The organism is Nocardiopsis coralliicola (assembly GCF_054779695.1).
The window spans coordinates 151,115-172,148 of record NZ_BAAGXT010000001.1; the positions used below are offsets into that span (position 1 = coordinate 151,115).

The following is a 21,034-nucleotide window of genomic DNA, read 5'->3' on the forward strand; positions in this document are numbered from 1 at the left end:
ACCCGGTCGGCACCGGCGCGATCGGCCCCGCGTGCCGCGGGGCCACGGGCCGGATGCGCGGCGCGGGCACCAGGCGCCCGTCCCCTCACGCGCACGCGGCCGCAGAAGCAGGCGGCCGCGCACCGCAGACGAGGGGGAGCACCATGCACACCATGAAGCGCTGGAACATCGAGGTCGTCCTCTCCGAGGAGGCCGCCGGCGACGCCGCCGACACCTGGGCCGACGCCGAACTGCGCGCTGAAGGCTCCGACCTGCACGGCCGCGGCCGCGCGCGCAAGCACCCCGCTGACTCCGACAGCCCGGAGATCGGCGAGGAGCTGGCCGTCTCCCGTGCGCTGTCGGACCTGTCCCGGCAGCTCCGCCAGGTCGCCGCCGAGGACATCGCCGACAACACCGGCCGGCCCTGGCGGCCCTGATCCGGCCGGGCGCGCGCCCGGAGTTCCGCCGCACGGCCGAATGTGGACGGGCAGACCAGGACATTCCTACACTGCCCCGTGACCGCGGTGGGGCAGACTCTGCTCGCGCGCCCGACCCCGCCCCCGAGGGCGGGCTTTTTGCGTCCGGCGGGGACCGCCCCGCATACCAGCCGACCGAAGGGACGGTACCTTCCGTGCCTACCGCGACCCGCATTGCGGACCCCTGCGCACCGCGCGCCGCAGCACCGGACCGGCCGGTGCTCCGCCGCGGCGGAGGGAGCCGGTGAGCGGGGCCGCGCCGCGCACCGTGGGAACGGCCGACGCAGCCGTCCTCGGGGCGGCGGCGATGGTGGGCGCCGGGGTGTTCGCCGTATTCGCCCCCGCCGCGGGCGAGGCCGGCGCGTGGCTTCCGGTGGCGCTGGTGCTCGCCGGCATCGTCGCGTTCTGCAACGCCACCTCGGCGATGCGGCTCGCCGTCGCCCACCCGCGCTCCGGCGGTGCCTACGTGTGGGGCCGCGCACGCCTCGGCGACCTGTGGGGCTACCTGGCCGGCTGGTCGTTCACCGTCGGCAAGACCGCGTCCTGCGCGGTCATGGCGCTCGCCTTCGCCTCCTACGCGCTGCCGGGGTGGGAGCGGCCCGCCGCCGCTGCCGCCGTGCTCGTGCTGACCGTGCTCAACCTGTTCGGCCTGCGCTCGACGGCGCGCACCGCGCGCATCCTGCTGGCCGCCGTCGCCCTGGTCCTGGCCGGCGCGGTGGCCGCCGCAGCCTCCTCGGGCCGCGCCGACTCTGCGAACCTGGCCCTGGACGGCGCCTGGCCGGGCTCGTTCGGCCTGCTCGGCGCAGCCGGCATGCTGTTCTTCGCGTTCGCCGGCTACGCCCGCATCGCCACCCTGGCCGGCGAGGTCCGCGACCCCGCCCGAACACTGCCGCGGGCGACGATGATCGCGCTCGGGGCGGTCCTCGCCACCTACCTCGCCGTGGCCCTGGCGGTCCTCGCCGTCCTCGGCCCGCAGCGCCTCGCCGCCTCGCAGGCCCCGCTGGCCGACGCCATGCGGGCCGCAGGCGCCCCGGAGCTGGTCCCGGTCGTCGCCGCCGGCGCGGCCCTGGCCGGCCTGGGTGCGCTGCTCGCGCTGCTGCCGGCGGTCGCGCGCACGGCGGCGGCCATGGCCGACGACGGCCACCTGCCCGGCGTCCTCGCGCGGCGCAGCGCCCAGCGCGGCACACCGTGGGTGGCCGACACGGCCGTGGGCGCCGCAGTGATCCTGCTGGTGCTCGTATTCGACCTGGGATCGGCGGTGGCGTTCTCGGCGTTCGGTGTGCTCGTCTACTACGTCATCACCAACGCCTCGGCACTGCGCCTGGGCCCGGACGAGAACCGCCCGCCGCTCTTCGTGGCGCTGGGCGGCCTCACCGGCTGCGTCGTCCTGGCGATGAGCCTGCCGCTGACGGCCGTCGCGGCCGGCGTCGTGGTCATCGCCCTCGGCGGCGCCGCCTACGCCGTCACCCACCGCCCGGGCACCGCTCCGCCGCCTCCCGCGGACGACCGGGCGGCCTGACGGCAGGGCCCGTACCGCTTCGGCCGCCGCTGACGTCCGCTTCCGCGGGTGCGGCAGGGCCGGGCGCGGACCGGGGGGGGGGGAGCCGAGGCGCCCAGCGCGGCCGGCTGCGGGGCGCGGCCAGCCGCGCGGCAGCGACTGCGGACGCGTGCATTCCCGGCCGCTGGGCGGCGGAGGAGGGGGAGGGCGCCGGGACCACCGGTCCGCGGCTGCGGTAGGGCACGCAGCAGCGGAGCGGCGGCGCAGGCCGCTCCGCGGGAGGCGGCAGCGGGTCAGGTGGTACGGAAGCCGGCGGGGGCGATCTCCGGGACGGTGGTCAAGACCGCCCGGGCCGTTGCGGAGAGGGGCAGGCCGGAGAGCTCCTCCGGTGAGAACCACGCGGCGTCGGCGGTCGAACCGTCGACCTCGGTGACCACCGGCGGGCTCGGGTGGGCCACCGCCACGCGGTAGATCGCCCAGACCGCATACACCTCGGTCGCCGAGGCCTCCGTGCCGTGCATCCGGCCGTGGACGCCGGCGCGGTGGTGGAACAGGACCGAGGCCAGCGCGCCCACCGCGGCGTCCTGCCCGCACTCCTCGAACACCTCGCGGTGCAGGGCCGACGCCGCGTCCTCACCGTGGTCGACGCCGCCGCCCGGCAGGTGCCAGGTTCCGGCGCCCGGGTACCCCGGGGCGATCAGGGAGAGCAGCAGCCGCCCGTCTGCTCCGGTGACCAGGCCGTAGGCGGCGAACCGGCGCAGCGACGGGCCGGGCCGGGGAGCCTCGTCCGCGGCCAGCTCGGCGAGCTCCGGCGTGTGGGCCCGGGCCGCCCGCGGCCCCGGAACCGCTCCGGAGCGCGCGGAGTGCGCCGGAGCGGACGGGGCGGAGTCGAACAGGATCCGGTCCACGTGCAGGTCGAGCTGGCCGCTCGGTCCGTCGACCACCGCACGCTCCAGCAGCACCGCGCGCGGCGTGAGGGCCGCCGCCGGCGGCAGGCCTGCCGACCGGCGCGCTGCGGCCGCCGGGTCCTCGCCGAAGAGCAGGCGGGTGCCGGGGCCGTCGTCCACGTGCACGGTGACCCTGCGGGTGGGAACCGGAGCGCCGGTCACCGCGCCGCCCGCGTGGCACCGCCGGCACCGGCGGGCTCGGCCGCACCGTCGGCCGGCGGCCCGCCCGCGGCGCCGCGGGCCTCCGACAGCAGCGCCGGAAGCCGGTCCAGGCCGGCGATGACGGTCAGGTCGCTGCGCTGCCCGTGCAGGCCGCGGCGGTCGAGCAGGATCGCGCGCAGGCCCGCGGAGGCCGCGCCGAGCGCGTCGGCGTCCAGGTGGTCGCCGACGTGCCAGGCGCTCTCCGGCGCCACCCCGGCGCGAGCGCAGGCGGCGGCGAAGATCCGCCGGTCGGGCTTGCCCGCCTCGGCCGTGTCCGCGCAGACCACGGTCGGGAAGCGGTCGGCCAGGCCGAGCCGGTCCAGCTTGTCGTGCTGCAGCTCCGCCACCCCGTTGGTGATGACCCCGAGCGCGACCCCGGCGCCGGCGAGCGCGTCCAGCGCGGGTACCGCGTCGGCGAACGCCGTCCACGCCGAGCGGTGCGCCGCCAGGTAGCGGTCGAAGAGCCCGTCGCAGTCGGCGTCGGAAACAGCGGTGTGCCCGGCCTGGACCGCCAGGGCGCGCACCCGCTCACGGCGCTGCTCGGCGAGGGTGAGGCGGCCGTCGACATAGGCGCCGAAGGAGATCTCGGTCTGCACGTCCCACAGCGAGCGCGCGGCGTCGAAGTCCGGGTGGCCCAGCTGCGCCATGAGCGCGCGCAGCCCGGCCGAGCTCGCGGTGCGCTCGTCGAGCAGCGTGTCGTCCAGGTCGAAGAAGATCGCCGCAGGTGCGGCGCTGGTGTGGGGCATCGTTCCTTGTCTCGTCAGACTCTCGTCGGTCCCGCTCCCCCTGGAACGGGCGGGGCGCCCGCGGCGCCCTCGGGGCAAACAGGGCTACGGTACCGGTCGAACTGGGACGATGCGCCATGAATCGGGAAGGCCGGACCCGGTCACCGCCTCCGCGGTTCCCGGCCGGGGCGGAGGTCAGGGCAGGCGCCGGGTCCACAGCAGCGACGCCGCAGCCGCCGCGGCGCCCAGCAAGGCGGCCGCCCGCACCCACCAGATGACGTTCTCCTTGTATTCGATCTCACTGCCCAGCGAGGAGCCGATGTCGCCGTAGACCTCCCCGAGTTCGTCCTCGGTCTCGGCCTCGTAGAAGTGGCCGCCGGTGTCGCCCGCGAGCCGCTCCAGCGCCTCCTTGTCGATGTCGGCCTCCACCGGCTCGCCGTTGATCTCCACCAGCGCCGCGCCGCTGCCGAACGCGATCGTGGAGACCGGCACCTCGGCCTCGGTGGCCTCGCGGATCGCCGCGGTGATCGGCCGCCCGCTGGTGTTCTCGCCGTCGGAGAGCAGCACGACCGCCGCCGGCGGCGGGTTGTCGTCGGCCTCCTCGTCGAAGGACTCGATGGACTGCAGCGAGGCGAAGACGCCCTCGCCGATCGCGGTGCCCGGCGAGATCTGCAGTCCCTGCACCGAGTCGGCGACCGCCTGGTGGTCCTGGGTGGGCGAGGCGACGACGCCGGCCGAGGCCGAGAAGCTCACCAGCCCGACGTTGAACCGCTCCGGCAGCGACTCCACGAACCCCACCGCCGACTCCTTGGCCGCGGTGATCCGGTCCGGGTCGACGTCGTTGGCCACCATCGACGGCGACACGTCGATCGCCACCATGATCGTGGCCCGCTCCCGAGGCACCTCCACCGGCATCGCCGGGCGGCCCAGTGCGACGGCGAGCACCCCCAGCATGGCGAAGAACAGGCCGGCCCCGATGTGGCGGTGCCAGCCCGGGCGCTGCGGCGCAACCCGGTCGAGCAGTGCCAGGTTGGTGAACCGCGCGGCGTGCTCGCGCCGCCGCAGCTGGGCCCACACGTACCAGGCGATGAGCACCGCCAGTGCGGCGAAGGCGCCGGCCATCCACCAAGGGGCCAGGAAGTTCACCGGTTCGTCTCCCGTTCTGCGGATCCCCGTCCGGCGTGTCCGGTGCGGTCCGGGGCGAGGTCGTCGTGGGTGGGCGGTTGGAATGGCGGGGGCGGCTGGCGCGGTGGGCGGCCGGCCCGCGCGCTAGTGCGGCGCGGCGGGGGAGTGGCGGGCGAGCCGGTGCGCGGTGCGGCGCTGCTCGATGACGAAGCGGGCCATGTCGAGGATCCAATCGCGGTCGGTGCTCAGCCGCAGGTGGGGCACGCCGCAGCGGCGCAGGCCCGCGGCGATCGCGGCGCGCTGGTCGGCCGCAGCCTGCCGGTACCGGGCGGCGACCGCACGGGTCAGCCGCACTTCCCGGGACCGGCCCGTCTCCGGATCGGCCAGCTCCACCCAGCCCAGGTCGGGCAGCTCCAGCTCGCGCGGGTCGACCACCTCGATCGCCAGCACCTGGTGGCGCGCTGCAAGACGGCGCAGCGGCCGCTCCCAGCCCGCCTCCGGCGGCGGGGCGCCCGGCGCGGCGGGCAGCGGGGTGTCCAGGAAGTCGGAGACGACCACCCGCAGGCCGCGGCGGGTCTGGCTGCGGGCGAGCTCGGTGAGCGCATCGGCGAACGACATCGCGCCGGCGGCCTGCGCGCCGCTGCGCGGTGCGGCCCGAACGGTGGACAGCATCGTGGTCAGCGCCGCCTTGCCGGAGCGCGCCGGCCAGCGCCGGACCCGGCCGCCGTGCAGGAAGTAGGCGCCGAACCGGTCACCCACCCGCTGGGTGAGCACGTTCACCGCGGCCAGCGCCCCGATCGCCACGTCGCGCTTCTCCGCGGCAGCGGTGCCGAAGTCCATCGACGGCGACAGGTCCAGCAGGGTCCAGCTCTCCAGCTCGCGGTCGGCGACCAGGTCGCGCACGTGCGGCACCGTGGTGCGCGCGGTGACCGCCCAGTCCATGTGCCGCACGTCGTCCTCGCCGGGCTGGTAGCGGCGCGCCTCGGCCGGCTCGCTGCCCGGGCCCAGCCGCAGGCCCAGGTGCTCGCCGTGCAGCAGGCCGTCCAGGCGGCGCACGATGCGCAGGTCCAGCTTGCGCAGCGCCTCGTGCGCGCGGGGGTCGAGCGGGGTGCGCGGCGGCAGCGGCGGGCTGCTCCGCTTGCGCGCGGGGCCGGGCACGGCTCAGCCCGCCGGAGCCGGCGCGGCGGCGCCGGGCGCGCCGGCGGCACCGTCGGACGGGGCGTCCCAGATGACCCGGGGCGGCGGCACCGCTGCCAGCACCCGGTCGATCACCTGCTCGGTGGTGACCCCGTCGGCCAGCGCGTCGAAGGTCAGCACCAGCCGGTGCGCCATCACGTCGCGCGCCAGCAGCCGCACGTCGTCGGGGAGCACGTAGTCGCGGCCGCGCACCAGCGCCAGCGCGCGGGCGGCGGCGACCAGGCCCAGCGTCGCCCGCGGGCTGGCGCCGACCTCCACGGCGCGGGACAGCTCGGCGAGGCCGTGCTGCTCCGGCTGGCGGGTGGCCATCACCAGCCGCACCACGTAGTCGGCGACCAGCTGGTGGACGTGCACCCCCTCCGCGGCGGTCTGCAGTTCGCGCAGCGTGACCGGGTCGAGGATGCGCCGCGCCTCCGGCGGCGCGGTACTCATCCGGCGCAGGATCTCCATCTCCTCGGCCGCCGTCGGGTGCGGCACGTTGATCTTCATCAGGAAGCGGTCGCGCTGCGCCTCCGGCAGCGGGTACACACCCTCCGATTCGACCGGGTTCTGGGTGGCGACCACGATGAACGGGTCCGGTACCGGGTGGGTGGCGCCGCCCAGCGACACCTGCCGCTCCGCCATCACCTCCAGCAGCGACGACTGCACCTTCGCCGGCGCCCGGTTGATCTCGTCGGCCAGCACGAAGTTGGCGAACACCGGGCCGAGCTCCACGTCGAACCGCTCCGTGGAGGGGTAGTAGATCCGGGTGCCCACGATGTCGGAGGGCACCAGGTCCGGCGTGAACTGCACCCGGGAGAACGACCCGCCGGCGACCGTGGCCAGCGTCGACACCGCGAGCGTCTTCGCGATGCCGGGCACCCCCTCCAGCAGGCAGTGGCCGCGCGCCACCAGGCTGACCATGGTGCGCTCGACCATCTCGTCCTGGCCCACGATGACGGAGGAGACCTCCTGCAGGGCGGTGCGCAGCAGGCGTGTCGGGTCGCCCGCGCCCCCCTCACCCGCGGCGGGGCGCTCGTGCGCGCCGTCGGCGTCGTGCATCGGTGCTGCCCTTCATTCGGCGCGGAGCGCTGACGCGGCTCGGTCCGCCCAGCCGCCGCGGCGCCGGTATAGCGTACGGAGAGTCGGGAATGCTCACACATCGGCGATGCTACCGCCGAGGGCCGCCGCGGGGGCGGCCGCGCGCCGAAGGGCGCCCAAGGTGTCGACGGGGGGCGGGATGGACCAGACCGGGGGGCCGGGTGCGCCGCTGAGCGATGCCGACCCGCGCCAGCTGGGGGCCTACCGGCTGCGCCGGCGGCTGTCGGCCGGGCCGTCGGGGGTGGTGTACGCGGCGGTGGACGGCGGCGGCCGCGCGGCCGAAGTCGCCCTGCTCAGCGAAGGAGCCGCCGCCGATGCCGACGCCCGCGCGCTGTTCAGCGCCGCGGTGCAGGACGGGACCGGGGTGCGCCGCGGGCCCGCCGTTCTCGCCTCGGGCACCGACGGAACCGCTGCGGCCTGGGTGGCTACCGAGTCCGGCCGCGGCGGCGCGGCCGCCTACCTCGGCCCGGTCGACTCCGGTGCCGGCCCGGCCGGACGGGGCGCCCCCCAGCTGGCGCCGCACTGGTCCGCGCGCGCCGCGCCGTCCTCGGTCCGCTGGTTCTGGCCCGCCTCGCGGGGCGCCGGAGCGGGCGTCGCCGACGCCCCGCCCCAGCGGGCGGTCGTGCTGGGGATGCTCCTGCTGCTCCTGCTGGCGGCGCTGCTCGTCGTGCTGCTGTACTTCTGGCTCGCCGCGCTGTCGCAGAGCGCGGGAGGCGCCGCATCGGAGCCCTCGCCCTCGCCGTCCGGATCGCCGTCGGACTCGCCGTCCCCGTCGCCGTCGCAGAGCGGAGAGCCCTCCGAGCCAGGTCCGTCCGGCGAACCGTCCTCGGTCCCCTCGGCGCCCCTTGACGACGAAGACATGACCGGCGCCCCGCAGGATCCCGACACGCTCGCCTAGGGGGCGTGCCCGCCGTCCCGCCCCGGCGCCCGCGGAAAAGCTGTTGCCGCCGGGGGCGGCGCGGTACAGCCTGCCGCCATGGAGATCACGACCGAGGGGTTCGTGTCGGAGCGGCTGCGTGCGGTGCCGCTCGCGGTCGGGCACGCCGCCGAGATGGCCGGCGTGCTGGCCGGTCCGGCGCTGTACGCGGTCATCGGCGGCGCGCCGCCGTCAGCGGCCGACCTGCGGCGGCGGTATGCGGCGATGGCCGCCGGGCCGCCGGACGGATACGGCGCCTGGTGCAACTGGGTGCTCGACGACGGCACCGGCCTGGTCGGCACGGTGCAGGCCACCGTCGCCCCCAGCGGGGCCGGACACAGCGCTGAGGCCGAGGCCGACCTGGCGTGGATCATCGGCCTGCCCTGGCAGCGCCGGGGCTACGCCACCGAGGCCGCGCGCGCCATGGCAGGCTGGCTCGCGGGCGCCGGCGTCACCCGGGCCCGCGCGATGGTGGCGCCCGGGCACACGCCGTCCGAGCGCGTCGCCCGCGCCTGCGGCCTCGCTCCGAGCCAGGAGTGGTCAGGCGGCGAGCGCGTCTGGGCGGGTGCGATCGGCGGCCGGTGACCGCCTGTGGCCGGATGCGGCAGCGGGCCGCTCAACCTCCCGCGGCCGGGGCAGGAGAACCGGTGGGCCGACGAGAGGAGCGGGACGATGGCGGTGCAGCGGCCCGACATGGGCGCGTTCGACCGGCGGGCGGCCAGGGCCGGCGGGAGCAGCTTCCTCGACCGCGCCGCTGGCGCTTGGACCGGGGGCGCCGCCGCGGCCTGCATGGTCGGCGCCCCCGCCGCGACCGTCGCGGCTGCGGCCGGCGTCGACACGCCGCCCCTCGACGCGCAGGGCGCCGCGCTCACCGAGCGGGCGGTGGCCGACGCGCTCGCACTGGTGCGCTTCAGCGCTGAGCCCGCCGACGCGGAGCCGGACACCGCCGGCTCCGCGCCCGCCGGCAGCGTCGGCGGCTTCACCGCGGCGCTGCGGCGGGCTGTCGCCAGCGGAGTACCGCCCGAGCCCGTCGGCCCGGCAGCCCGCGGCCCGCTGCCGGAGGGGCTGCGTGCGGTGGCCGAAGCCGTGCCGCAGAAGGCGGAGCCCGAACGCGGGGTCTTCCCCTGCTCGGCCTACCCGGAGGCCGTGTGGCGGGCGCATGCGGCCGGCGGCGATGATGCAGCGGTCGCGGCCGGCGCGCTGGCCGGCGCGCGGTGGGGCGTCTCCGGACTGCCGCGGTCCGCCCTGCGGCGGATGGGCGGCGTCGTCGACCCCCGCTCGCTGACGGTGCGCGGCGTGGTCGCGGTCCAGGGCGCCGCTGCCTCCGGGCGGTGGCCGAGCACCACCGAGCGCGCGTCGGTGCCGCGCGTGATCGAGGAGCCCTTCGCGGCCGCCCACCCGCACGACCCGGGCGTGCTGCTCGGCAACCTCGGGCTGCTGCGCACCCGGCCCGACGTCGACGCCGTCGTATCGCTCAACCCGCTCGGCCCGGACGAGGCGGCCGTGTGGCTGCCCGTGCGCGACCGCGCGGAGATGTGGCTGGAGGACACCGGCGGGGCCAACGCCAACCTGCACTTCGTCCTGGACCAGGCGGCCGGCGCGGTCGCCGAGCTGCGTGCCGAGGGCAAGCGGGTGCTGCTGCACTGCGCCGCCGGCCAGTCCCGCACGCCGGCCGTCGCCGCCCACTACGCGGCGCGCTCCAGCGGCGCCGGGATCGCCGAGGCACTGCGCGCTGCGATCACCGCCACCGGCGGCCACCTCGACAACCCCGAGCTCGCCCGGGCCGCCGCCGCGCTCAACGGCCTCACCCTTCGCGATCCGGCTGCCGAGCTGTTCCCCGCGGGCGCCCCGCTGCGCCGGGACGACTGGCCGGCCTAGCGCGTCTCGGGTGGGCGGCTCTCCTGCTGCGCGGCGCCACCCACCGAAGGCGCCCCGGGGTGCTGACGGGGGCCGCGCGGCCGCTCTCCACCCAGCATTCCGGGCGGCTGCGATGCGCGTGCGCCGTGTGCGGACGCCGGCCCGGCGGCGGCCCTGGCCCCTACCGGCTGCAGGGCTGTGCTCGGTGGTGGCGGCGCTACGCAGCGCCGAACGCGCATCCGGCACCGCCTTCCGGTCGGCCTCCGGCGAGCGGTCGGCGGCTCCCTGGGCCTACCCGCCCGAGTACCGGCCGCGCCGGCGGCGACCGGTCGGGCCGGCTGCCGTGCCTGCGCCGGCCGAGCCGTCCTCCGCGCCGGGAGGCGGAGCCGCCGCAGGCGGCAGCCCGTGCGCAGCGGCCCGCGGGACGCGCAGCAGGGACGGGGACCGCTGAGGGCTGCCGGCGGGCGCCGCCGCGGGCGGCCCGCGTGGTGCTGCGGCGCCGGTTTTCGGGGGAGGTTTTTTACCGCGCGATGGGCAACGGCAGATCGGCCGCCGAAGCGCCGTTGAGCGGAACGGGAAGCGCTGCGGCGCAGGGGGTGAGGATAGCGGCAGGAGAGTCGCTGCTGCGCAGGCGACCCGCGCACCGGAGGGTGATCTGCGGCACAGAACCGCGGTTTCTGTTACCGTTACCCGCTCGTGATGATTTATGGTCGGTGCCGCAACCGGTGCGCCCGAAATGCGCACTTGGTGCTGATCTTTGCCGCCCCCGGTCCCGGGCGGCCCCCGCTGCGCCGCGGTGACTGAGCGCCGGGCATCCGACCCCCGGAGCGGTGCGCGCTAGCGCGGCCGGCCAGTGTTCCCGTTCAAAGGACGACACGTCGTGGGCAACCACACCGCCTCTGCACCCCTCATGCAGCGCCTCAAGTCCAAGCGCGCCCTCATCGTGGCCGCCGCGTCCGGGGCGGTGCTCATCGCCGGCGGCACGGCCGGCGCGGCCGCGATCGGCGCCGGGCAGCCCGACGGACTGCGCAACGCGGCCGCCGGGCCGCCGCCCGCGGAGACCGCCGAGGCCGCACCGCAGGAGCAGCGCTCCGCCTCCGACGTCGAGGACGCCCGCGGCAAGGCCTCCGAGCAGCGCGCCGCAGCAGCCGAGCAGGGCCAGGGCGCCGCCAGCGACACCGCTGCGCCGGAGAAGGAGGAGGCCGAGCCCGCGAGCAGCGGTTCCGGCGGCTCCGCCGACTCGGGCGGTTCCGACTCCGGTTCCGGTTCCGGCGAGGGCCTGACCCCCTCCGGCGAGGGCGGCCAGTGCGAGGCGTCGCTCTACTCCGACCCGCAGCCCACCGCCTCCGGCGGCACCTTCGACCCCTCCGCGATGACCGCGGCCCACAAGGAACTGCCGTTCGGCACCATGGTGGAGGTCACCAACCCCTCCAACGGCAAGTCCGTCACGGTCGAGATCAACGACCGCGGCCCCTACATCGAGGGCCGCTGCCTGGACCTGTCGACCGCCTCCTTCGAGACCATCGCCTCCTCCAGCCAGGGCGTCGTCGACGTCGAGTGGCAGGTCGTCTCCTAAGGAGTGTCGGGCGGGCGGCGCGCAGCAGGGCGCACCGCGCCCTCAGCGCCGCCGGCCCGAACCAGCCCCTGGCGTACGGCGCCGCCGCGGCCCCCGCGCTCCCGACCGGAGGCGGGGGCCGCGGCGTGTGCGCCGGGTCCGTCCGCGCCCCGGGTACCCGCGCGCGGCGCGTCCGGCCGGGGCGCCGCGCGCCGAAGCGCGCGACGCGCGTCGGGCCCCGGTGGCACAATGCCTCACCTGAGCGGTTCCGTTCCGGCAGAGCCGCAGGCACGCCGCAGGGAGGGAGGGGGACCGGTGTTCCGCAACGAGGCGGGGTGGGTGGTCTCGCCCACGGACCTGGTCGACGCCATGGAGTGCGACCACCGCAGCCGGCTCGCCGCAGCCCTCGCCTCCGGCGAACCGGGTGCTCCCGAACCGGAGCGCGTCGATCCCCTCATCGCCCAGGAGGGCCTCGCCCACGAGCGGGCCGAACTGGAGCGGCTGCGCGCCCTGTTCGGCGACGGCGTGGTGGAAATCGGCGACCCCGGTCCCGGCGACGCCGGCCTGCGCGCCGCGGCCGAAGCCACCTCGGCCGCGCTCGCCGCCGGTGCCCCCGTCGTCTACCAGGGCGTGTTCTACCACCGGCTGACCGACCGGGTCTGGTTCCACGGCCGCGCCGACTTCCTGGTCAGCGCCGCCGTCGACCCGGCCACCGGCGAGCGCCGGCCGGACGCGGCCGCCGATGTGCACGTTCCCGTCGACACCAAGCTCGCCCGGCGCCCCGGCCCGGCCGCGGTCCTCCAGCTTGCCGCCTACGCCCGCGCCCTGCCCGCCGCGGGCCGCCCCGAGCCGCCGGAGATGCAGCTGCTCTCCGGCGACGGCAGCCGCCACCTGCACCGCCCGCAGGAGTTCACCGCCGTGGTGGAAGCGGTGCAGGGCCGCCTCTCCGGCCGGCTCGACCGCGGAGCCACCGCGCTGCCCGACCCGGTGTGGGGCGAGCCCCGGCCCGCCTGCGACGGCTGCGGGTTCGCAGCCGCCTGCGCCGGCGGCCGCGAAGCGGCCCGCCACCTCACCCTGGTCGCCGGCATCCGCGGCGACCAGGTCCGCCGCCTCGCCGACGCCGGGCTGGACACCATCGACGCGCTCGCCGCCGCCGGCTCCGACGAGCGGCCCGAATCGCTGCCGCGGCACGCCTACGAGCGGCTGCGCGCCCAGGCCGCCCTGCAGGTCCGCCAGGACGCCACCCGCACCGGCGCCGACCCGCGCGGCCGCGTGCTCGCCGAGGTCTACGCACCCGACGGCCTCGCCCTGCTGCCCGAACCCAGCCCCGGCGACGTCTTCTTCGACATGGAGGGCTACCCCTTCCACGGAGGCCGCGGCCTGGAATACCTGTTCGGCGCGGTAGCGGCCGACCTGGACGAAGCCGGCGGCGCCGCCGGCCGCGGGGCCGACAGCAGCGACGAGCGCTTCCACGCCTTCTGGGCGCACGACCGCGCCGGGGAGAAGGCCGCCTTCGCCGCGTTCGTCGACTTCGCGGTGGCCCGTATCGCGGCCGATCCCGGGGCGCACGTCTACCACTACGCCTCCTACGAGGCCGACCGGCTGAAGCTGCTTGCCGCCGAGTTCGGCACCCGCGAGGCAGAGGTCGAGCGGCTGCTGCGCGAGGGGCGCCTCGTCGACCTGTACACGGCGGTGAAGAAGAGCCTGCGCGTGTCGCAGCGCTCCTACTCCATCAAGTACCTCGAACCGCTCTACCTCGACGACGCCCGCGGCGGCGCGGTGACCACCGCAGCCTCTTCCATCGACGCCTACGCCGGATACCTGCGCGCCGCCGCCGGCGGCGAGCGCGCCCGAGCCGCGCAGGTCCTCGACGAGATCGCCGACTACAACCGGGACGACTGCGTGTCGACCCTGCGCCTGCGCGACTGGCTGGAGGGGCTGCGCACCGAGCACGGGGTGCGCGCCCGGCCCGCGCCGCCCGGCGCCGCCGAGGCGGAGGACGCCGACGCCGCCGAGCGTGCCGCCCGCCGCGCCGAGATCGAGGAGCGGCTGGCCGCCATGACCGGCCCGCTGCTGGACGGCGTCGGCGCCGACCCCGCCGCGCGCGACGCCGACGAGGCCGCCCGGGCGCTGCTGGCGGCACTGGCCGGCTACTACCGCCGCGAGGAGAACCCCTCCTGGTGGGACTTCTTCCGCCGCCTGTCGGCACCGATGGAAGAGGTCGAGGCCGACTCCGAGTGCCTGGTCCCGGTGCGCATCCGCGCCGAGGAGTGGGAGGAGCCGTCCGGGCGGCGCCGCAAGGCGCGCCGCACCCTCGAAGCGATCGCCGACCCGCGCCGCCCGCACCCCTTCGCCACCGGCGACCGGGTGCGGCTGCTCTACCCCGGCGGGCCTTTCGGGGGCGCCTCCGACGCGGTCGACGCCACCGTCGACCACGCCGACCAGCGCGGCCTGCGCCTGGTGGAGACCGGGGATCCCCAGGACACCTGGTCGCGGGTCCCCGCGGCCGTGCTGCCCGGCCCTCCGGTGCGCTCCTCGCCCAAGGACGAGGCGCTGTGGAACCTGGCGGAGCGGGTCGCCGCAGCGCTGCCCGAACTGCCCGCCGACGCCGCCGTCGACCTGCTCGCCCGCCGGCCGCCGCGGCTAGCCGGCGGAGGGGCGCTGCCCGACCCGGCCGGCTTCCCCGGCCCGGACGGGCCCGACACCGTCGCCGCGGCGGCCGCCGCAGTCGAGCGCCTGGACCACTCCTACCTTGCCGTGCAGGGCCCGCCCGGCGCCGGCAAGACCTACCTGGCCGCGCAGACCATCGTGCGCCTGGTCGGCCAGGGGCGCACCGTCGGCGTCTGCTCCACCAGCCACAAGGCGGTGGAGAACGTGCTCCGCGCGGCGCTGTCCGCCGGGCGCCGGCAGGGCGTCGAGGTGCCCTGCGCCAAGCGCCCGGCCGGCGCCCGCGACCCTGACGCCGAGTGGGAGCAGCCCGCCTCCAACAGTGCTCTGGCATCCTGGCGCAGCCGCACCCCCGGCGGCCACCTCGTCGGCGGCACCGCGTGGACGTTCGCCAACCCGCTGATGGCGGGCGACCCGGTCGACGTGCTCGTTATCGACGAGGCCGGCCAGTTCGCGCTGGCCGACACCCTCGCGGTGTCCGGTGCCGCCCGCAACCTCGTGCTGCTCGGCGACCCGCAGCAGCTGCCGCAGGTCGTGCAGGGCACCCACGGGGAAGGGGCGGACTCCTCGGCGCTGGAGCACCTGGCCGGAGGGGCCGACGTCATCGACGGCCGCCTCGGCTACTTCCTCGACGTCACCCGGCGGATGCACCCCGAGCTGTGCGCGCCAGTGTCCGACCTGGCCTACGGCGGGCGGCTGCGCGCGCACGCCTCCACCGCCGAGCGCGTCCTGGAGGGAGTGGAGCCGGGCCTGTACGGCTACCGGGTGCGGCACAGCGGCCGCTCCACGCACAGCCCCGAAGAGGTGGATGCCGTCGTGGCCGCGGCCGCCGCGCTGGTCGGCCGCAAGCTGACCGAGCCCGGCGCGTCGGTACCGCGCGAGCTGGCGCCGGACGACGTCGTCGTGGTCGCGCCCTACAACCTCCAGGTGCGGGCGCTCCGCCGCGGCCTGTCCGAGGCCGGCCTCGGCGAGGTGCGGGTGGGCACCGTCGACCGCTTCCAGGGGCAGGAGGCGCCCGCGGTGATCTGCGCGATGACCGCCTCCTCCGCCGCTGACCTGCCGCGCGGCCTGGAGTTCGTGCTCTCCCGCAACCGGCTCAACGTCGCCCTGTCCCGCGCCCAGGTGGCCGCGGTCCTCGTCTACTCGCCCGGTCTACTGGAGGCCGCGCCGCGCTCGATCGGCGAGCTGGCCTCCCTCTCCGGTTTCGCCGGCCTGTGCTCCCGTGCGCGCCCCTGGACGTAGCGGCGCCGCCCGGGAGGCTCGGGACGCCGCCGCGTCCGGCGCCCGCCGGCCTCGTGCGGCGGGAGCGGTGGGGTGGCACCATTGCCCGATGGCGACAGCGCTGATTTTCGTGGATGTGCAGCAGAACCAGCTGGCGGGGGAGTGGGCCGTGGCCGGAGCCCCCGATGTGGGGGCGTGCCTGGCGGAGCTGCTCGAACGGGCCCGCGCCGCGGGCGCGGCAGTGGTGCATGTGCGCAACGACGGCACCGGGAGCGACCCCGACTGCCCGCACACCCCCGGTTGGCAACTGGTCCACTCGCCGGCCGAGGGCGAGCCGGTGGTGCCCAAAGACCAGCCGGACGCCTTCGCCGGCACCGGTCTGGAGAAGCTCCTCGCCGAGGCCGGGGCCGACACGCTCGTCATCGCCGGGATGGCGAGCGATCTCTGCATCACCGCCACGGCGCGGGCCGCGCTGCGCACCGGGCGCAGCGTGACCCTCGCCGCCGGCGCCCACGCAGGCCTCTCCGCCGGCGCTGCCCCCGAAGCCGAGCGCGTCCTCTCCGCCGAGGGGGTCCGCGTCGTTCCCGCGGCCGAGGTCCGCTTCGCCTGACCGCCGGCGCCCCGCTGGCCGCGGAGCGGTCCGCTGCCGCACTGGGTGCGGTCGCCGGGGGCCGCCTCCAATGCCGCGTCCTGCGCCGGCTGCCGGCGGCGGCCTCCCGCTTCGGGATGCCGCTTCCGGCGTGCGCCTGGCGCATGGGGGCCGAACCCGCGGCGCTCCGCCCAGCTCAGCCGGGGCGCGGCAGTGCGGCGGGCCTCCCGGCGCCAGCGGCGGCCCTGCGGCGGGGTGCACCGGCGAACGGCCCTGTGCAGCCTGATCCGGAGCGGCTGCCGCGGCGGTTCCCGCCCCGGCGGTGCGGGGTGCCACACCCGGCGGCGGGCGGCGGAAGCGCCGAGCTGATCCGCGGCGGGGTAGCATGCCATGCACCGCCGACCGCGGGGCAGCGCGGCGCTCCCGCCGCGCCGGTCCCGTCGGCACCGCCATCACCGCCATCACCGTCGGAAAGGGCTGACAGCGTGCGTCCGGACGACCCCGCCGAGCACCGCCGCCGCGCCGGAGGTCCCAACACGCGCCATCCCGCCGGAATCCGCGTCGTCGCCGGGGTGCTGGGCGCCGCGGCCCTCGTCCTCGGCCCCGTCGGCTACCTTCAGGCGCTCTCGGCCGCCGACACCACCACGGGCGAATGGCTCACCCTCGGATTCGCCGTCTCCATCGGGCTTCCGCTGCTGGCCGCGGCCGTGACCACGGTCGCCGGCGACCGGCGCGCTGCGCTGTGGTGCCTCGCGCTGCTGGCATGGCCGCCGATCTACATCGCAGGGATCCACCTGGTGCTCTGACCGGCCGGGTGCGGTGCACGACGACGCAGAGGGGGGTCGGCCCGGATGGGGCGCACGAGCAAACGGAACGGGCGGCGGGACACGCCGCCAGAGGAGGCGGAGGTCCCGGCGCCGGCTGAGACGTCCCGGCGCCGCACGCCCGTCGTCCTCGACCCGCCCCGGAAGCGCTGGCCGGTGCTGCTGTGGTGCTCGCTCACCGCAGTGTGGCTGGGCGGCTCCGCGATCTTCCTCGCCTTGGTCCTTGCCGAGGCGCTCTTCCTGTTCCAGTCCGAGGAGCCCGACCCCGCGGCGCTCCGCAACATGGGCGCCTACCTGGCGCTGCTGCTCTTCTGCGGCATCGCCGTGCCCCTGGGCGGCGCCATCACCGCCGCGGTGCTGCGCCGCCGCATCGCCGCCATCGGATTCACGGTGGCCTGCATCGCCTCGATCGGCGTGGCCGTCGCGGTCGCCTCTCCGGCCGACTACGCGCGCGCCCTTTTCGGCGGCCTTGGCTGACCCGCCCCCGCGCTTGAGCCCCGCCGCGGCCGGACTGCGCCATCATGGACCACCGTGGGCGCAATAGGCGATGCAGAGCGGAAGGGCGGCACCGTGGATCCGGCGCAGGAGGGCGGTACCGGGCGGACGCCGGCGGACGGCGGCCCGGGCGGCCCCATGGTCCCGGCCGCCGTCGAGCGGCGGCTGGCCGGCGTCACCCACAGCGTGCTGGTCGACTCCGCTGCGCTGGAGTCGGTCCGCGAGCGCTTCGACGCCGTCCAGGCCGGCGCACTGGCCCGCTATCTCTCCTCCGCGCAGTCGCCGAACACGCTGCGCGCCTACCGCTCCGACTGGATCGCCTTCTCGGCCTGGTGCGCCGCCGAAGAGCGCACCGCGCTGCCTGCCGACCCCGTCGACCTTGCCGTCTACCTCGCGGCCGCCGCCGACACCCCGCACACCGACGACGACCGCCGCTGGGCGCTCGCCCCCTCCACGCTGGAGCGCAAGGCCGCTGCAGTCGCGGCGGTGCACGCCGCCCACGGGCTGCCGTCGCCCACCCGCTCCGACGTCGTCCGGATGACCCTGCGCGGTATCCGGCGCCGGCGGGGCAGCACGCCGCGCCGCAAGCGGCCGGTTCTGCTCGACACGCTCGGTGCGCTCCTGGAGCAGCGGCCCGCGGCCGGGCACCCCGCCGGCGCCGCCCGTGCCCGCGACACGCTGCTGCTGCTGTGCGGGTTCGCCGGCGCACTGCGCCGCAGCGAGGCCGCCGCCCTGACCTTCGACGACGCCGGTATCCACACCGATCCCGGCACCGGCGATCCCATGCTGGTGCTCCGGCTCGGTGCCACCAAGACCGACCCCGACGGCCGGTCCGGCCAGCAGGTGGCGCTGCCGCGCGGCAGCCGCCGGACCACCTGCGCGGTGTGCGCCTTCGCCGACTGGTCCCAGGTGCGCGCCGCCCGCAGGGACGGCGGCGCGGCCGGCCTGCGCCGCGCGCTGGAAGAACTGGCGGAGCAGCCGGAGGGGCCGCGCGCACCGCACCGCTGCCACACCTTCGGCGGATACGGGCTCGACGACGGGACGGGGCAGCCGCTCTTCGTCCCGGTCGACCGGCACGGCCGGCTGGGCACCCGCGCGGTGTCCGGGCGGGCCGTCGCCGAACTGGTGAAGAGGTATGCGGCCCGGGCGGGGATGGACGCCGATGCGTTCAGCGGACACTCGCTGCGTGCGGGATTCGCCACGCAGGCCGCGCTGTCGGGGGCCGGGGACCGCGAGATCATGCGCCAGGGCCGCTGGTCGAATCCGCGCACCGTCCACGCCTACGTGCGCACCGCGAATCCGCTGGAGGACAACGCGGTGACCCGATTGGGCCTGTGACCAACCCGTGTCTGCGCTATGGAACGATGCAGAGGTGATCGACGAGTTCCGCGCGGCGTTCCAGGAGCTGATCGACACTTCGGTCGCTTCGGATACCCGCCGCTTCCCTGACGCGGTCCACCGCGTCTACCACGGTGCCGACCAGATCCCCACTGAAGAGCGTGAGCTGGCGCTGGAAGCGCTGGGTACCGTGCTGGACGGCGGCCACACCGGCCCGGGGATCACCGCGGACCTGTGCGTTGTCGCCGGTGCGCTGGTGGAGGCCGGCACCGTGCCCGGCGACGCCGGCACCACGGTGGTGCGGCTGCTGCGCACCATGGGCCAGGGCGCCGCGGCGTTCCTGCACGCCTGGTACGGCGCCAGCGCCGACCCGCCGCCCGACCCCGACGAGGTCACCGCGGACGCTGAGCAGCGCGTGTCCGGCCGCCTCGGCGACGCGGCCGGCACCGCGACGATCTGCTGGTGGACGATCCGCCGGCACGCCCTGGCCGCCGCCACCATGCTCGGCGACCACCGGGTGCGCGCCGCGGTGCGCGGCGACGCCGCGCTGAGCGCAGAGCTCATCGCCGTCGCCAACCAGCTCTCTCCGGCCCTGCCGGAGTTCGAGGAGCTGCGCGCGCTGCTGCGGATGACCGGCGCCACCGCCGCCCTGGTGCTGGACGCCGAATCCGGCCGCGGCTTCCAGGTGTTCTTCGAGGGCATCGGCGACAACTTCCAGCTGCACACGCTGCTCGCTGACGCGCTGGTCGGCGAGGAGGGCCAGGGTCTGTCCGGTCCCCGGCCCGACCCGCGGTGGACCGCGGCCTTCACCTCTGCGGACCCCGACCCGGAGGCCGGCCCGGTGCGCGGCTGGTGGAACCTCCTCGCGCTGGACGGCTCGTGGGTGTGGAACGAGGGCGTGCCCGGCGACATCCCCACCTACGAGGGCGAGCACGTCCTGGTGCTGGGCCGCCAGCCCTACCCCCGGGTGTGGAACGCCGGCCGCCGCCACCCGCACGTGCGCGGCTGGCTCGACGTGGACCGCGAGCTCTTCGGCGAGGAGCTCGACCGGTGGTGGGGGCGTGCGGCGCTGGCCCCCGAACCCGACGCGCCCGGGTTCCCTGAGCTGCCGGAGCTGCCGGCCGAGTCCGGCACCGGCTCCTTCGACGCGTTCGGCGGGGCCCGGTCCGACAGCACGGACACCGCGTCGGCTACCGGATCCTTCAACGCCTTCGGCGCGCTGCGCGCCGACGCCGAGCCCTCGTTCGGCCTGGGCGGAGCGCTCTCCGCATACGGAGAATCCGAGGCGCCGTGGCCCTCGGCCCTCTCCGGCGGCACTGAGTCCAGCCCGGCCCCCGCCCCCGCCGCCCGGCCCTATGTCTCCGCGGATGCCGGCACCGCCCCGGACGACGGCTCTGGCGGCTCCGGCCAGGCCGGAGCCGCCAGCGGCCGGTCCGGCACCGGCGGAACCGGTTCCGATGGTGCGGACTCCCCTCCCCGCCCGGGCGGCGGTGTGCCGTTCGGCGACGCGCCGTCCGAGGCGCCGCCGGACCCCTTCGCGGCACCCGCCGGCGCGTCCGCGTCCGGACCGGAGCTGCCGGGCGACCCGTTCGCCGCGGCTCCCGGTGCGGCGCAGTACGGGCGCGGCGGAGAGGAGGAGGACGGCACCGCCGATGCGGACGGCGGCACCGGCAGCGCCCCTTCCCCGGGCCAGGACGGCCTCCGCTCCGACCCCGCCCGCCCCTTCGGCGGGATCCGCGCTGCGGGATCGCCGTCCGCGGAGGACGAGCCGGCCGGTGACGGCGACGGCACCGGAGGAGAGGGGGACGGCGCTGGCGCCCAGGATGTGGCCGCCACTGAGCAGATCCCCGTCCTGACGGCGGAGATGCTCGCCGCCTACGACCGCGAGAACGAGACCCGACCGCACCGCCCCCGGCTTCCGCCGGGAGTCTCCGACAGCTCCGCCTGGGCTCCGGGCTGGCGCTAGCGCACCCTTCGGCCCGGCGCTCCACCGGGGACGGGAGTCCGCCTCCGGCGGAGCGCCGGCGCCGGGGTGCACGGCGGGGGCGGCCGGTCGGCGTGCGGCGCCCGGGCATGCGGAACCGGGGCGCGGGAGAGCCGCCGGTGCCGGCTGCGGCAGCGCTGCCGGGTTCCGGGCAGGCCGTTCGCGACCGCCCGGACCGGGCCGGTGCCTTCCACCGTTTGCTGAGCGGCCGGGAGTGTCCGCGCCGCAGCGCCGGTGCGCTGCCGGACACGTCCCGGCCTCCGATGGGCGCCGGGACCGGACTGCGGGGACACCTGCGCCGCGGCCGACCCCGCTGCACGGGGCCGGCCGCGGCAGGCGGCGGGGTTCTCGGGGAACGTG

Annotated in this window: 17 protein-coding genes; 12 read left to right on the forward strand and 5 right to left on the reverse strand. The window is 77.1% G+C overall.

Features of this window, described 5'->3' with window-relative positions:
• Window positions 1-143 precede the first annotated feature (143 nt).
• Both ACYVGT_RS00560 and ACYVGT_RS00565 read left to right on the forward strand, forming a co-directional pair.
• Entirely contained in the window at window positions 144-416 is a 273-nt protein-coding gene (locus ACYVGT_RS00560; protein ID WP_460854322.1) for a DUF1876 domain-containing protein, read from the forward strand.
• A gap of 283 nt (window positions 417-699) precedes the next feature.
• On the forward strand, window positions 700-1,974 hold the full coding sequence (locus ACYVGT_RS00565; protein ID WP_460854323.1) for an APC family permease: 1,275 nt from the start codon (window positions 700-702) through the stop codon (window positions 1,972-1,974).
• A gap of 272 nt (window positions 1,975-2,246) precedes the next feature.
• On the opposite strand, the gene ACYVGT_RS00570 is transcribed toward ACYVGT_RS00565, so the two are convergent.
• From ACYVGT_RS00570 to ACYVGT_RS00590, 5 genes are all read right to left on the reverse strand, one after another.
• A complete protein-coding gene (locus ACYVGT_RS00570) occupies window positions 2,247-3,062 on the reverse strand; it encodes an NUDIX hydrolase (protein WP_460854324.1) in 816 nt (271 codons plus the stop codon).
• Window positions 3,059-3,847, reverse strand: a complete 789-nt coding sequence (locus tag ACYVGT_RS00575) for an HAD family hydrolase (protein ID WP_460854325.1) — start codon at window positions 3,845-3,847, stop codon at window positions 3,059-3,061. Before ACYVGT_RS00575 ends, ACYVGT_RS00570 begins: the two co-directional genes overlap by 4 nt.
• A gap of 174 nt (window positions 3,848-4,021) precedes the next feature.
• On the reverse strand, window positions 4,022-4,972 hold the full coding sequence (locus ACYVGT_RS00580) for a VWA domain-containing protein (protein WP_460854326.1): 951 nt from the start codon (window positions 4,970-4,972) through the stop codon (window positions 4,022-4,024).
• 123 nt (window positions 4,973-5,095) lie between these two features.
• Window positions 5,096-6,109, reverse strand: coding sequence for a DUF58 domain-containing protein (locus tag ACYVGT_RS00585; protein WP_460854327.1), 1,014 nt, complete (start codon window positions 6,107-6,109; stop codon window positions 5,096-5,098).
• Between the two features lie 3 nt (window positions 6,110-6,112).
• Entirely contained in the window at window positions 6,113-7,189 is a 1,077-nt protein-coding gene (locus ACYVGT_RS00590; protein WP_460854328.1) for an AAA family ATPase, read from the reverse strand.
• Window positions 7,190-7,367: 178 nt separating this feature from the next.
• Here ACYVGT_RS00590 and ACYVGT_RS00595 point away from each other — a divergent pair, with 178 nt between their 5' ends.
• The 10 genes from ACYVGT_RS00595 to ACYVGT_RS00640 all read left to right on the forward strand — a co-directional run bounded on the left by ACYVGT_RS00595 (window position 7,368) and on the right by ACYVGT_RS00640 (window position 20,656).
• Window positions 7,368-8,126, forward strand: coding sequence for a hypothetical protein (locus ACYVGT_RS00595; protein ID WP_460854329.1), 759 nt, complete (start codon window positions 7,368-7,370; stop codon window positions 8,124-8,126).
• A gap of 78 nt (window positions 8,127-8,204) precedes the next feature.
• Window positions 8,205-8,729, forward strand: a complete 525-nt coding sequence (locus tag ACYVGT_RS00600) for a GNAT family N-acetyltransferase (RefSeq protein ID WP_460854330.1) — start codon at window positions 8,205-8,207, stop codon at window positions 8,727-8,729.
• An 87-nt stretch (window positions 8,730-8,816) separates the two neighbouring features.
• On the forward strand, window positions 8,817-10,022 hold the full coding sequence (locus ACYVGT_RS00605) for a hypothetical protein (RefSeq protein ID WP_460854331.1): 1,206 nt from the start codon (window positions 8,817-8,819) through the stop codon (window positions 10,020-10,022).
• A gap of 859 nt (window positions 10,023-10,881) precedes the next feature.
• Entirely contained in the window at window positions 10,882-11,577 is a 696-nt protein-coding gene (locus ACYVGT_RS00610; protein WP_460854332.1) for a septal ring lytic transglycosylase RlpA family protein, read from the forward strand.
• Window positions 11,578-11,871: 294 nt separating this feature from the next.
• A complete protein-coding gene (locus ACYVGT_RS00615; RefSeq protein WP_460854333.1) occupies window positions 11,872-15,465 on the forward strand; it encodes a TM0106 family RecB-like putative nuclease in 3,594 nt (1,197 codons plus the stop codon).
• Between the two features lie 88 nt (window positions 15,466-15,553).
• Window positions 15,554-16,054 carry a cysteine hydrolase family protein gene (locus tag ACYVGT_RS00620; RefSeq protein WP_460854334.1) on the forward strand — a complete coding sequence of 167 codons (501 nt, stop codon included), beginning with the start codon at window positions 15,554-15,556 and terminating at the stop codon, window positions 16,052-16,054.
• 464 nt (window positions 16,055-16,518) lie between these two features.
• Window positions 16,519-16,839, forward strand: coding sequence for a hypothetical protein (locus ACYVGT_RS00625; RefSeq protein WP_460854335.1), 321 nt, complete (start codon window positions 16,519-16,521; stop codon window positions 16,837-16,839).
• A 45-nt stretch (window positions 16,840-16,884) separates the two neighbouring features.
• Window positions 16,885-17,334, forward strand: coding sequence for a hypothetical protein (locus ACYVGT_RS00630; protein ID WP_460854336.1), 450 nt, complete (start codon window positions 16,885-16,887; stop codon window positions 17,332-17,334).
• Between the two features lie 156 nt (window positions 17,335-17,490).
• Window positions 17,491-18,690 carry a site-specific integrase gene (locus ACYVGT_RS00635; RefSeq protein ID WP_460854618.1) on the forward strand — a complete coding sequence of 400 codons (1,200 nt, stop codon included), beginning with the start codon at window positions 17,491-17,493 and terminating at the stop codon, window positions 18,688-18,690.
• Between the two features lie 34 nt (window positions 18,691-18,724).
• A complete protein-coding gene (locus ACYVGT_RS00640) occupies window positions 18,725-20,656 on the forward strand; it encodes a hypothetical protein (protein WP_460854337.1) in 1,932 nt (643 codons plus the stop codon).
• The last annotated feature ends 378 nt before the right edge of the window (window positions 20,657-21,034 follow it).

Bases quoted from the DNA above. Each gene is read 5' to 3' on its own strand.
- ACYVGT_RS00560 (WP_460854322.1), top strand. From the start codon at position 144: ATGCACACCATGAAGCGCTGGAACATCGAGGTCGTCCTCTCCGAGGAG.
- ACYVGT_RS00575 (WP_460854325.1), bottom strand. From the start codon at position 3,847: ATGCCCCACACCAGCGCCGCACCTGCGGCGATCTTCTTCGACCTGGAC.
- ACYVGT_RS00590 (WP_460854328.1), bottom strand. From the start codon at position 7,189: ATGCACGACGCCGACGGCGCGCACGAGCGCCCCGCCGCGGGTGAGGGG.
- ACYVGT_RS00595 (WP_460854329.1), top strand. From the start codon at position 7,368: ATGGACCAGACCGGGGGGCCGGGTGCGCCGCTGAGCGATGCCGACCCG.
- ACYVGT_RS00600 (WP_460854330.1), top strand. From the start codon at position 8,205: ATGGAGATCACGACCGAGGGGTTCGTGTCGGAGCGGCTGCGTGCGGTG.
- ACYVGT_RS00605 (WP_460854331.1), top strand. From the start codon at position 8,817: ATGGCGGTGCAGCGGCCCGACATGGGCGCGTTCGACCGGCGGGCGGCC.
- ACYVGT_RS00620 (WP_460854334.1), top strand. From the start codon at position 15,554: ATGGCGACAGCGCTGATTTTCGTGGATGTGCAGCAGAACCAGCTGGCG.
- ACYVGT_RS00630 (WP_460854336.1), top strand. From the start codon at position 16,885: ATGGGGCGCACGAGCAAACGGAACGGGCGGCGGGACACGCCGCCAGAG.
- ACYVGT_RS00635 (WP_460854618.1), top strand. From the start codon at position 17,491: ATGGTCCCGGCCGCCGTCGAGCGGCGGCTGGCCGGCGTCACCCACAGC.